Consider the following 12,268-nt stretch of genomic DNA (forward strand, 5'->3'; position numbering starts at 1 on the left):
TGAACCACCTTCGCCTTTATAAGATCTCAGACAGGTATTAATCTTACGCTAAGCTTGTTTGGAGGTTGTGCCGCCTTCCAAGGAGCCGGAAAAGGTTGTAGATTGAACAGCATGGATAGCACTGTCGACAGTTACCGCCTGCCGCTGATTACTGCCCTGAGCCTGTTCTTGCTCGGGCTCGGCGGCATCGCCTTTTACGGCTGGCTCCGGTTCGGCTCATCCATCCTGCTGACGCTCGATGAAACCGGTCTTTCCTGGTGTTTCTGACCACTGCCTTGTCGTTGAGACAAATCAGCGCGATTTCTTTCGAAAACGACTTCTTGAATTGCGCGCCCGCCGGCCCGGGTCTATCGCTCCGTCAACTGGGCCTGAGCTGAAGAGATACCGATGAAGAGCTTTCGAATTGTTCTGTGGGTCGCCGTCGTTGCGTTGGCGGGCGTGCTGGTGGCGCTGACGCTGACATTGACGCGTTCGAAACAGCAGCTTGCCGAGGGTCCGTTCGGCGTGCCTTTCCAGCTCGTCGCCCAGAACGGCCAGCCGATCACCGAGAAGGCCTTCCAAGACAAGCCGACGGCGCTTTTTTTCGGCTTCACCCATTGCCCGGAAGTCTGCCCCACGACTCTTTTCGAGCTCAACGGTTGGCTGCGCAAGGTCGATCCGGACGGCACCAAGCTCAACGGATATTTCGTCAGCATCGATCCGGAGCGCGACAGTCCTGAACTGCTCGGCCAGTACGTTTCCAATGTCACCGACCGGGTGAAGGGCATTTCCGGCCCGCCGGCCAAGGTCCAGGAGATGGCCAAGGGGTTCAAGGTCTATTTCAAGAAGGTGCCGGTCGACGAAAAGGATCCGAACGGCGACTACACCATGGATCACACGGCGTCGGTATTCCTGCTCGACGATGGCGGACGCTTCGCCGGCACCATTGCCTACGGCGAAAACCCGGACGTCGCGATCAAGAAGCTCGAAAATCTGATCAAGGGCTGATACGTTTGGCGTTGAAGCGGACACAGCTTCTGTGGCAATCCTCTCCGCCACCGATCAATAGCTGAGAGACCGTTTCCTTGAGCGAAATCCGCCTTTACGTCACGTCCACCGAAAAAGGTGCGGCCGAGATCCTCGATATCCTGTCGGAGGTTTTCGGCGAAGAGGATTTCGCCATCGCCACCACCGAGGTCGATGAGAAGAAGGATATCTGGGAAGCCTCCGTCTACATGATGGCGGATGACGAGGAGATGGTGCGCGAGCGTGTCGCCGAGGGTCTCGCCCAGGCCTTTCCCGCTCTGGAAATCCAGAGGGAGGTCATTCCGGACATCGACTGGATCGCCAAGTCGCTGGAGGGGCTGAAGCCGGTGAGGGCCGGGCGGTTCATTGTTCACGGCTCGCATGACCGCGACAAGGTCAAGGTCAACGACATCGCCATCGAGATCGATGCGGGCCAGGCCTTCGGCACCGGCCATCACGGCACCACCGCCGGCTGCCTCGAAGTCATCGAGGACGTGATGCGCGCAAGACCTGTCCGCAACGCGCTCGATCTCGGAACCGGAAGCGGCGTGCTGGCGCTCGCCGTGCGCAAGCTGCGCAACATTCCGGTTCTGGCGACCGATATCGACCCGGTCGCCGTGCGGGTGGCCCGTGAAAACGTCCGCCGCAACGGCATCGCCGCCGGCATCCGCCTGGAGACGGCGCCGGGATTTCATTCGCCGGCGTTCGATCGGGAGGGACCGTTTGACCTGATCATCGCCAACATTCTCGCGCGGCCACTGATGAAGATGGCGCCGCAGCTGGCGGCACATCTGGCGCCCGGCGGTTCGGTGATCCTGTCCGGCATCCTGGCCGGACAGCGCTGGAAGGTGCTGGCCGCCTATAGCGGCGTCCACCTGGCCCATGTCCGCACCATATGGCGCAATGGCTGGGTGACGATCCATCTGCGCAACCGGTGATTCATTTCGCAATGCAGCATTGATTTCTTTGCATGGCTTCTGGTGCAGACAGCAAAAAGGCGACACCAGTGGTGCCGCCTTGCGATCAGTTCTGAGACTGATCTACCCGCGAGCGTGAGGGAGGATCTGCTCGAGCGGGCCTCGTATCCTGAAAGCCGGGGCGGGTGAGGGAGGAGAGCCACGCCGGCCGTATGATCGGGATACGTAGCTTAAAATACGTAGCTTTGGGCGCCCTTGCGGCGCAGTTCTTCGCGGCTGGTGCCGAGGCCCTTCAGCGTCTCATCGTCGAGGTTCAGCAGGGCGCCGTTGACGTAGCGGGCAACCTGACGCTCGCGAGCTTCGACCACGCGGTTGAAGGCATTGCGGAAGAAAGAGTTGGCCATGGAAGCGATCCTTTTGACACGGGCCTTGTTCGGCGCCCGTTCGATGAAGTGAATATAGCGATTGCTGCACTGCACAGTGAGAGGGCTTCTCTCATTGGTGGTATGCGTTTGTTGCATAGGATGGCCAGATCCGCGCCAGACCTGTTGAGCAGATGCACGATCACCGCTCATCCGGCCTGTCTGGCAATGTCCGTCGAAGATCGGTTAACATGGTCCGACCTCTCGGAATCAGGCAGCCCGGAAAAACAACCTCATGTTCCAGTCCTTCGAAGTGAAGTCCGCCCCGCAGTTCGGCCGCGATCGCGTCAGCGCGCTCAGGGCGAAATTCGCCGATCTCGGCATTGACGGTTTTCTTGTCCCCCGTGCCGACGAATATCAGGGTGAATACGTGCCGGCCTCGGCCGAACGCCTGTCCTGGCTCACCGGCTTCACCGGATCGGCCGGCATGGCGCTCGTGACTCAACGGGAGGCTATCGTTTTCGTCGACGGACGTTACGTCACCCAGCTTGCCGAACAGGTGGATGGCTCGGTCTTTACCGCCGGCGATCTCGTCAACGAGCCGCCGCATGTCTGGCTGCCGCGCCACGGTGCAAAAGGTTTCCGGCTCGGCATCGATCCGTGGCTGCATGCAGGGGCGGAAGTGCGCCGGCTCGAAAAGGCGCTTGCCGAGATCGGCGGTTCGCTGGTGCTGCTCGATGCCAATCCGCTCGACGCGATCTGGATCGATCGGCCGGCCGAGCCGCTCGGCGCCGTCTCGATCCAGAAACAGGAGCATGCCGGCACGCTGGCGAGCGAGAAGATTTCCTCGATTGCGAGCCAGGTAAAGGAGAAGGGGGCTGCGGCGGTCGTCATCGCCGATCCGACTTCGGTTGCCTGGATATTCAACATCCGCGGCGACGACGTGCCGCACACGCCCTATCCGTTGTCGCGCGCCATCATCCCGGCCGAGGGCAAGGCCGAGATTTTTCTCGACCAGATGAAGACCGGTATCGAACAGGCAGCCTACTTGGCCCAGATCGCCGTCCAGCGTCCGCCTTCGGAATTCCTAGCGCGGCTTGCGGCCTTCTCGGCGGATGGCGCGAAGATCCTCATCGACCCAGAGCTGACGCCGCTGGCGCTCACCAGGGCGATCACCGCCGCCGGCGGCGAGGTGGTCGAGGCTTCCGATCCGGCGAAACTGCCGCGGGCGTGCAAGAACCGCGAGGAGCTCGACGGCTCGGCCAAGGCGCATCTGCAGGATGGCGCCGCAATGGTCGAATATCTCTGCTGGCTCGACGCCCAGGCGCCCGGCACGATCACCGAGATCGACGCGGTCAAGGCGCTGGAGGCGACCCGTGCCCGCGTCGGACAAAACATGCAGAACCCGCTGAAGGACATTTCCTTCGAGACGATCTCCGGCGCCGGCGAACACGGTGCGGTCATCCACTATAGGGTAACGACCGAGACGAACCGCAAGCTCGAAGCGGGCGAGCTGTTCCTGGTCGATTCGGGGGCGCAATATGTCAACGGCACGACCGATATCACCCGCACGGTTGCGGTCGGTTCTGTTCCGGAAGAGCACAAGCGTTTCTTCACCCTGGTTCTGAAGGGCATGATCGGCATCAGCACGGCGCGTTTCCCCAAGGGCACGCGCGGCTGCGATCTCGATCCGCTCGCCCGCATCGCGCTCTGGAAGGCCGGCGGCGATTATGCGCATGGCACGGGCCACGGCGTCGGCTCATACCTCTCCGTCCATGAGGGACCGCAGCGGATCTCGCGGCTGGCGACCCAGGAACTGCTGCCCGGCATGATCCTTTCGAACGAGCCCGGTTACTACCGTCCCGGCTCCTTCGGCATCCGCATCGAAAACCTGATTTATGTGACCGGAGCGGAAGAGATCGACGGCGGCGACCAGCCGATGCTCGCCTTCGAGACGCTGACCTGGTGCCCGATCGACCGCCGCCTCGTGCTGCCTGACCTGATGACCGCCGAGGAACTCGACTGGCTGAACGGCTACCATGCCGCCGTGCGCGAAAAGCTGCTGCCGCTGATCGAGGACGACGCGATCAAGACCTGGCTGGTGAAGGCGACGGAGCCGCTTTCCTGAAGCGGGGCGCCTTAGTCAGAAGCCCAAGAGGTGGCGGCAGATCATCGCTGCCGCCCAGCCGGCGCCGAGCAGCAAGAGGCCCGGATACCGGACCCCAACCACGAGTGCCGCCAGCATGGCGATCTTGACGTCCCAGCCGCCGTTGAAGAAGGCGGGCGCGACGAGCGTAGTCAGAACCGCCGCCGGCACGGCGTTGAGGGCCTGTTCCATGCGCGGCGGGATCGTCTTCATCCGGGTGATCAGCACATAACCGCCGATGCGGGTGAGGAAGGTCGCGGCCGCTGCGGCGAGAATCAGGACCACCATGTCCATGGAGAGCTGGTCTGCCATGTCAGCTCTCCGTCTCGGCGGCGGCCGTTACCGGCGCGGGTTCTGTGGACAATGGCAGGAAGGCGGCGACGACCACGCCGACCGCGGCACCGATGCTGACATGCCAGGGCGAGCCGACGAAATGATAGCCGAGCACGGAGCCGAGCGCGCTCGCCACCACCACCGGATAAAAGCCCGGCTTGCTGCGAAAGCCGATGACCAGCCCGAGGAAATAGACCGGCAGCAGCACGTCGATCGCAAGCGCACGCGGATCGCCCATCATACGCCCGAAAAACGCGCCTAAGATGCTGAAAAACAGCCAGGGGAAATAGATCGCGGCGCCGAAGCCGATATACCAGGGGAAACTGACGCCCCGGCCGCTTTCGCCGCGTTTCACGGCTTCGGCGAATTGCGGGTCGGTCAGCACGAAGAAGGTGAAGAATTTCTGGATCGGCGTGAAATGGGTAATGTATCGGGTCAGCGCCGCCGAATAGAGGATATGGCGGAAATTCACGGCGAAGACGGAGAGCACGATCAGCCACGGTGCCACCTGGTGGCCGAAAAGTTCGATGCCGACGAGCTGGCTGGCGCCGGCATAGACGGTCGCGCTCATCAGGCCCGCTTCCATGACCGAGAGGCCGTTGTCGCTTGCAACGGCGCCGAACAGCATCGCGAAGGGCGCCGCGGACAGGGCGATGATGAGGCCACCCTTCAGACCCTGGTTGAATTCGCTGCGATTCATCGAAGAAATCCTTTTCGCATCGGCTTTAGAGCCCTGCGGGATCTCGCGCAATTCAATTGGGCTGATGGAACGATCGATTCCGCTGAACTATCAGGCCGACCGGCCCTGGTGCCGGCGATCAGTCGGCGAGAATGTCCTTGCTCGAAACGATGCCGACGCCTTTTGCTCTCATCTCGGCGATGGCGCTCTTGACGCCTTCCGAATCGATGCCGCGGCTTGCATCCTCGATGAAGCGCACTTTTACGCCCGGCAGCATTTCCACGGCGTCCAGAGCGGAAAATTTCACGCAATAATCGGTGGCGAGCCCGCAGAGATCGAGTTGGGTCACCTGCTGGGCTCTGAGATAGCCGGCAAGGCCCGTTATTGCGGCCTGGTCGTTATCGCGGAAGGCGGAGTAGCTGTCGACCGCCGGGTTCTCGCCCTTCTGCTGGATATAGTCGATGGTCTCGACGTTGAGGTCCGGGTGAAACTCCGCATCCGGCGTGCCCTGCACGCAATGGTCGGGCCACATGACCTGCGGCTGGCCGGACAGTTCGCCCATCTCGAACGGCTTCCTGCCCGGATGCCGAGAGGCAAAGCTTCCGTGGTTTTCGGGGTGCCAGTCCTGCGAGGCGACGATGACGTCGTAGCCGCCGCTTTCGATCAACTGGTTTGCGATCGGCACGATCTCGTCGCCGTGAGCCACGGGCAGGTTGCCGCCCGGGCAAAACCCGTTCTGGATGTCGATCAGGAGCAGCGCTTTCATCGGTCGTCCTCCGAATCCTGGATCGCCGGAGGATGCCAAGGGCGGGCGGCGGGATCAAGGCCGATATGTTTTGCAGCGCAGCAGTCAGCTCTGTTCTGTCGATCTCCATCCTTCCAGGATTAAGGGCCATCCGGCTGTTTTGGGGTGCGGAAAAACTCTCCCGTGAGGGGCATCGTGGTGCGGCGGAACTCAGCCTCTACAACGCTGTCGAGCATTCACAGCGAGCTCAGGATTGGACTGTTCTCGAGTTCGTGGCGACCGGCCACAAGGACTTGATCTACTGTTTTTACCCTAAATTTCGCCTGCTGCAGAGACCTGTCCGACCACCCTGAAAGGCTCCGGTATACACCTCGGGTGCGGGCGGTCATGGACGTCGTCAAGGCGCTGCTGTCGGAATATGTGTCGGGGGGCCGGCGGCGCGCGGCGAGGGAAATGGTATAAAAATTCTGACAAGCCTTGAAAGACTTGGATTTTGTGGCTAAACAGCAACGGTCGTTGGCTTGACTGGCCTCAATTGTGCACCGGGCGGACACCCTGTTGCCGCAATTCGGTTAAACTTCCGACGGCATGCGCTTTTATGTGCACCACCGAAACCAAATCGGGGCGACGTAAAGACATTGGTTACCATAATCGTTCATCCTCACATGCAGTCGATAGGCGGCAGTGAGCAAAATCTTCGTTTGCTCAGCGCTCGCCAAGGTTGTGTTGGCGGTCTCGCGGAAGCGATCCTCGCCGGTGTGAGTAACGGTTCGGGTAACGAGTGATGGCGCGTTCGGTCCAGACGTCGGTAAATGGCAGGCAGGCAGGCAAGGCTCCGCAGCGCCGCAAAAAATCCCGCTCTCTCCTGGTCAATGTCACGGTCGGTTTCGGCCTGACGGTCGCCGCCTTGATGGGTGCGTCGATGGTTACCATGGCGACCGCGGTGAAGTCGGCTTCCGATGTGAAGTTCGAGACGGCGTTGGCAAAACCGATCGCTCTTGCCGTTCCCGCTGCCACAACGCGTGAACGCGAAATCGACGTTTCAAAATTCTCCCGCCTTCCGGGCAGCGCGCCTGCCGAGCCCAAGGGCAATCGCCTGGCTGGCGCCGATGTGGCCGCCCTTGAGGCTCGCAAGCCGGATCTTTCGAACGTCAGTCGGGTGCTGACCGTGGCGATGGCCAAGGCCGCCCGGCATCAGGAACACGATCAGCGGTTCGCCGCGCTCGAAAAAGCCCGTCCGGACGCCAATGCCATTCGCGCGGTGCTCGGCCCCGCGATGGAAAGCCTCGTGGTCGTGGCGCCCCGCTCGGCGAGCGGCAGCTTGCCTGATATGATCCAGGATGCCGAGACGGTCACCACCGTTGCGGGGCTCAAGGACATGAAGCCGGTCGAGATGGCCGCGCTTGAAGAAACCGCCCTGGAAGAAGACGATACCGAGGAGAGCGAGGTCGCGGTGGTCGAGGAGGCCGTTCCCGCAGCACCTTCCTATGATCTGCCGAAGGCCGGTCCGCTGCCGGTGATCCGTCCTGGGTCCGCCGCCGACAAGCCCGCCAAGCCGGCAGCCCTTGCGGCCATCGCCGCTGTCGCGCCGCAAAAGCCCGCCAAGTCGGATGACGGCGACGACAAGCCGACCGCGCTCGCCTTTGCCAAGCCCGACAATCCGATGCGCGAGGAGCCGACGCGCCCGTCGCAATCCGCGCCGGCCTGGCCCGGCATCGGCACGAAAGTGGCCGTCTACGATATTTCCGGCGGCATGGTCTATATGCCGAACGGCTCCAAGCTCGAGGCGCATTCCGGCATCGGCAAAATGCGTGACAACCCGAAATACACCCATGTGACGATGCGTGGCCCGACGCCGCCCGGCACCTACAAGCTGTCGATGCGCGAAAAGCTGTTCCACGGCGTCGCCGCGATCCGCCTGACGCCGGTCGATGGCAAGGCACCGCAGGGCCGCACCGGCCTGCTTGCCCACAGCTTCCTGCTCCGGGTGCGCGGCGACTCGCACGGCTGCGTCGCCTTCGCCGATTACGACAAGTTCCTGAAGGCTTTCCAGCGCGGCGACATCACCCATATGGTGATCGTGCCCAAATGGGACGGCAAGCGCCCCGGACGGGGCACCGATGGCGGATTCATGGCCAAGCTGTTCGGCAACAGCGACGCGTGATCGCGACTGGATGACGGTGACGCCGCATGAAGGCGTCACCCGTTCAAGACCTCAGCCGAGAATATCCCGCGCCACGCGCACAAAAATCTTCGTGCCGATCGGGATCAGGTCGTCGGGAAAATCATAGTTCGGATTGTGCAGGTTCGGCATGTCTTCGCCGGCGCCGAGGAAGAACATTGCCGACTTCGAAACCGTCGCGAATCGTCCGAAGTCCTCCGAGCCGCGCATCGCTTCACCGACATCATGGGGAACGCCTTCGACATCCATCGCCGCCCGCAGCATTCCGGCGGCTTCCGCATGGTTCTCGCAATGGCCGAAGATGTCGTGATAATCCATCTCGCATCGGAGATTGCCGGCTGCTGCGATCTCGTGGACCAGGTCCTCGGCCCTGGTCGTCAGCGCTTCCATCTGGCTGTCGGTCATCGTGCGCAGCGTCACCCATACTTCGGCATGGCCGGGGGCTATGCCGAACGCTGGTTCGCCGATCGCGGCATGCGTTACCGTTGCCAGCACCATGTCGCCGGTTGCGATCGAGCCCTGGCTGAGGGCGGTCAGCGCCGGCATCAGCGTTGCGACCGCCGGTACCGGCGAGATGCCCGTCTCTGGCATGGAGGCATGCGCGGTGCGCCCGGTCAGGGAGATCCTCAGGCCGCGCGAGGCGCAGTTGACGATCCCGTCCTTCAGCCAGGCATGACCGAGCGGCAGGCCCGGCATGTTGTGCAGCGAAAAACTGTAATCCGGCACCAGTTCCTGGAATTTTTCGTCGGCGACGACCGCCGCGGCGCCGGCGCCGGTCTCTTCCGCCGGCTGAAAAAGCAGGATGACGCGGCCGCGCTCCGGCCTTTCGCGGCCGAACTGCCGCCCAAGCGCCGCAAGCATGGCCATATGGCCGTCGTGCCCGCACATATGGCCCTTGCCGGGGATTTTCGAGCGATGCTCCGGCGAGCCGACTTCCTCGATCGGCAACGCATCCAGCTCGGCGCGGAACAGAACGGTCGGGCCCGGAAGCCCGCTGTCGTAGACGACCGCGACGCCGGTGCCCCCAAGGCCTGTCACCACCCGGTCGGGCACCGTATCGGCAAGAAACCCTTGCACCTCGGCAGCAGTCGCGATCTCCTCGCTGGAAATCTCCGGCATTGAATGCAGCTTGCGCCGCCAGGCGGTGAGTTCGATGACATCCTGATTGGTGAGAAACATGGGCTGCTTCCTAAGGGCCGGGTCTGGTTTTCGAGGTAACCGGGGCAGGGGTTCTCCGCAAGGAAAAACGCGTGCCGGCGTTGTCACCACTCGATGCCGATCTTGCCGAAATGGCTGCCGCTCATCTCATAGCGAAACGCGTCGGCGAGTTTTTCAAGCGGAAAGATCCTGTCGATCACCGGCCGGACCAGCCCCGTATCGAGCGCCCGGACGAAATCCTGCTGCTGCCGGCGGCTGCCGACCAGAATGCCCGACAGAACCGCCTGCTTGCCCATCAGCGCCGCGGTCGGCACTTCGCCCCGCGGGCCGGTCAGCACGCCGATCATGGCGATATGGCCGCCCATCTTCACCGCCTGGATGGACTGGCCGAGCGTTGCCGGACCGCCGACCTCCACCACGTGATCGACGCCGCGGCCGCCGGTCCAGTCGAAGACCTGTCTGCCCCAGTCTGCATGGTCCTTGTAGTTGACCGTAAATTCGGCGCCGAGCTTCCTGGCACGCTCCAGCTTGTCGTTGGAGGAGGAGGTGATCGCCACCCGCGCGCCCATGGCTCTCGCGATCTGCAGCGCGTAGATGGAAACGCCGCCCGTGCCGAGCGCCAGAACCGTCTCGCCGGCCTTCAGTCGCCCAAGCTCGGCCAGCGCCCGCCAGGCGGTCAGGCCCGCCGTGGTGATCGTTGCCGCTTCCACATGGCTGAACCCTGTTGGAGCGAGCGTGAAGGCCGCAGCCGGCCGTACCGCGTATTCCGTCGCGAACCCGTCGATCCCGTCGCCCGGCGTGCGCGAAAATCCGCCCGGCAGCGGCGGGCCGTCCTGCCAGTCCGGAAAGAAGCAGGAGACCACATGGTCGCCCGGCTTGAATTCGATCACCCCTTCGCCGACCTCCTCGACCACGCCGGCACCATCCGCCATCAACACCCGCCCATCGGTCGGCGTCCGGCCGCTTGCGACGCTCAGGTCATGGAAATTGATCGAGCTCGCATGCAACGCGACGCGGATCTCGCCACGTCCCGGTTTGCCGGGGTCGGGCAGATCGACGAGCTTCAGGGCATCGAGGCCGCCGGGGGCTGTGACGATGGCTTTCATGGTGTCCTCCCTTAAAATTCAAAAATCTCACGTGCTTCAGGTAGCGGGAGGCAGGGAGGCTGACAAGGTCACCTGTTCGATCCGTTAAGTGGTCTGAAATGACATCGTGATTTGGCTAAATCCACTAGCAGATTTTACTCAAGCCGCCTCTTCGAACAAGACCTCTTCGACATTTGTGGGTGCCTTTAGGAAAAGGCTTCCTATCTCTTCCTCGTTCAAAATAGGAGCAGATCGCATCCTCTCCTAAGAGCCCGTCCGAGAATTGGGTTGAGTGATCGGGCCGATGATGATTCCAAGAAGGTGTCTGAAGCCTGAATGGAAGCGCCATGTGGAACCCGACCACCCGGCGGCAGTATAGTCGCAAACAGCCACGATACGAAACCGACCTGACGGACGCGGAATGGGCGGTGATAGCGCCCCTTCTTCCGCAGCCTGCGCCAAGGGGGCGTAAGCCAGCCTGGCCGCTGCGGGAGATCATCAACGCCATTTTTTACGTTCTGCGGGGCGGCATTCCTTGGCGTCTCATCCCGAAAGACCTGCCGCCCAAGAGCACGGTTTTCGGGTATTTCTGCCGCTGGCGTGACACTGGTGTCTTCACGCGGATCAATCACTGCCTCGTCATGGTGGATCGCGAGCGGACCGGCCGCCAGGCCTCTCCAAGTGCTGCTGTGTTGGATAGCCAGAGCGTGAAGACCACCGAGAGCGGCGGTCCGCGTGGATATGATGCGGGTAAAAAGATCAAAGGCCGCAAGCGACAAGCAATGGTCGATATGGATGGACGTGCTCTCGTGCTTGATCCTCAACCGGCCGACGTTCAGGATCGCGATGGTGCCATCCCGGTTCTGCGACTGTCTCGGAAGTCCTTCCCGTTCGTTGCCAAGGCATTTGCCGACATGGGATACTCTGGCGACAGGCCGCAAAATGCGACGCTGGTCGACGTCGAGATCGTCCGCAAGCCGAAGGATCAGGTCGGCTTTGCCGTTCATCCAAAGCGTTGGGTTGTCGAGCGCTTCTTCGCTTGGATCAGCCGAAACCGCCGGCTATGGAAAGACCCGGAAGCAACCATCAAGTCCGCCAAGGCCTTCCTTTATGCCGCATCCATCATGACCCTCGTCAGACGGATCGCACGCCCATCATGAATTCTCGGACGGACTCTTATTTGCGCCCGTTTTACTTTCTCCGGAATTGTCGAGGCTAACGTTAGCATCAGACGGACCTAACGAAACTCCGATGGATCCGGTCCTCGTAAGTTCGCGTGAGAAAGATTCGCGTATACTCTCTTCCACCTTATCGGCAGACTCGTATAATTCACGAAGATGTTTTGCTATCTCTTTGATGGTGTCTTTTGTTCTTTTTCGTCTTCCAAACCATCCTGTTAAATTTCTATCGAATTCTGCAAATATTGATATAAGTATTTCAATTAATACATTTGGAAACGAATGATGCTTGAAGTCTTCACAGTTCAAATATACCGTGGATACATCTTTTTTGAGATTTTTTTGATGAGCTGTGCAGTAAAAGTGTCTTCCCGCATCCTCTCCTGGCAAATATCGTATGGTTTTGCTTTGCGCATGCGTCAGCAAGGGCTGTTCCCACATTAATATAATCGATAGCATCGGTGCCTCGCTGGACCCG

At 61.5% G+C, this 12,268-nt stretch carries 13 protein-coding genes; 6 read left to right on the top strand and 7 right to left on the bottom strand.

Translation table 11 applies throughout. The annotated features are described in order from the left end of the window. The first annotated feature begins 111 nt into the window (after nt 1–111). From C5L10_RS33705 to C5L10_RS16770, 3 genes are all read left to right on the top strand, one after another. Complete coding sequence (locus C5L10_RS33705; RefSeq protein ID WP_172717060.1) at nt 112–267, top strand: hypothetical protein; 156 nt, start codon at nt 112–114, stop codon at nt 265–267. Nucleotides 268–387: 120 nt separating this feature from the next. Next, nucleotides 388–987 (top strand): SCO family protein, encoded by a 600-nt coding sequence (locus C5L10_RS16765; protein WP_105400792.1) that lies wholly within the window; start codon nt 388–390, stop codon nt 985–987. A 77-nt stretch (nt 988–1,064) separates the two neighbouring features. Continuing rightward, nucleotides 1,065–1,943: a 50S ribosomal protein L11 methyltransferase gene (locus C5L10_RS16770; RefSeq protein ID WP_105430599.1), complete on the top strand. Its 879-nt coding sequence runs from the start codon at nt 1,065–1,067 to the stop codon at nt 1,941–1,943. 209 nt (nt 1,944–2,152) lie between these two features. On the opposite strand, the gene C5L10_RS16775 is transcribed toward C5L10_RS16770, so the two are convergent. Beyond that, nucleotides 2,153–2,326 carry a hypothetical protein gene (locus C5L10_RS16775; RefSeq protein ID WP_037087476.1) on the bottom strand — a complete coding sequence of 58 codons (174 nt, stop codon included), beginning with the start codon at nt 2,324–2,326 and terminating at the stop codon, nt 2,153–2,155. Nucleotides 2,327–2,579: 253 nt separating this feature from the next. Between C5L10_RS16775 and C5L10_RS16780 the strand changes: the two genes are divergently transcribed. Further along, nucleotides 2,580–4,412 carry an aminopeptidase P family protein gene (locus C5L10_RS16780; RefSeq protein ID WP_105430601.1) on the top strand — a complete coding sequence of 611 codons (1,833 nt, stop codon included), beginning with the start codon at nt 2,580–2,582 and terminating at the stop codon, nt 4,410–4,412. A gap of 15 nt (nt 4,413–4,427) precedes the next feature. On the opposite strand, the gene C5L10_RS16785 is transcribed toward C5L10_RS16780, so the two are convergent. From C5L10_RS16785 to pncA, 3 genes are all read right to left on the bottom strand, one after another. After that, nucleotides 4,428–4,742, bottom strand: a complete 315-nt coding sequence (locus tag C5L10_RS16785) for an AzlD family protein (RefSeq protein WP_105430602.1) — start codon at nt 4,740–4,742, stop codon at nt 4,428–4,430. A 1-nt stretch (nt 4,743) separates the two neighbouring features. Further along, a complete protein-coding gene (locus tag C5L10_RS16790; protein ID WP_105430603.1) occupies nt 4,744–5,463 on the bottom strand; it encodes an AzlC family ABC transporter permease in 720 nt (239 codons plus the stop codon). Nucleotides 5,464–5,581: 118 nt separating this feature from the next. After that, complete coding sequence (gene pncA / locus C5L10_RS16795; RefSeq protein WP_105430604.1) at nt 5,582–6,208, bottom strand: bifunctional nicotinamidase/pyrazinamidase; 627 nt, start codon at nt 6,206–6,208, stop codon at nt 5,582–5,584. Nucleotides 6,209–6,971: 763 nt separating this feature from the next. Here pncA and C5L10_RS16805 point away from each other — a divergent pair. After that, on the top strand, nt 6,972–8,351 hold the full coding sequence (locus tag C5L10_RS16805) for a DUF2778 domain-containing protein (RefSeq protein ID WP_105430606.1): 1,380 nt from the start codon (nt 6,972–6,974) through the stop codon (nt 8,349–8,351). Between the two features lie 51 nt (nt 8,352–8,402). Here C5L10_RS16805 and C5L10_RS16810 read toward each other — a convergent pair whose 3' ends face one another. Next, nucleotides 8,403–9,548: an amidohydrolase gene (locus tag C5L10_RS16810; RefSeq protein ID WP_105430607.1), complete on the bottom strand. Its 1,146-nt coding sequence runs from the start codon at nt 9,546–9,548 to the stop codon at nt 8,403–8,405. Between the two features lie 83 nt (nt 9,549–9,631). Further along, nucleotides 9,632–10,633 (bottom strand): NAD(P)-dependent alcohol dehydrogenase, encoded by a 1,002-nt coding sequence (locus tag C5L10_RS16815; RefSeq protein WP_105430608.1) that lies wholly within the window; start codon nt 10,631–10,633, stop codon nt 9,632–9,634. A 326-nt stretch (nt 10,634–10,959) separates the two neighbouring features. Here C5L10_RS16815 and C5L10_RS16820 point away from each other — a divergent pair, with 326 nt between their 5' ends. Then, entirely contained in the window at nt 10,960–11,772 is an 813-nt protein-coding gene (locus C5L10_RS16820; RefSeq protein ID WP_105423704.1) for an IS5 family transposase, read from the top strand. Here the strand turns inward: C5L10_RS16820 and C5L10_RS33710 are convergent. Beyond that, nucleotides 11,767–12,216, bottom strand: coding sequence for a hypothetical protein (locus tag C5L10_RS33710; RefSeq protein ID WP_172717061.1), 450 nt, complete (start codon nt 12,214–12,216; stop codon nt 11,767–11,769). The two genes, C5L10_RS16820 and C5L10_RS33710, sit on opposite strands and share 6 nt — an antisense overlap. Nucleotides 12,217–12,268: the final 52 nt, after the last annotated feature.

Source organism: Neorhizobium sp. T6_25 (assembly GCF_002968555.1).
Lineage (GTDB): Bacteria > Pseudomonadota > Alphaproteobacteria > Rhizobiales > Rhizobiaceae > Neorhizobium.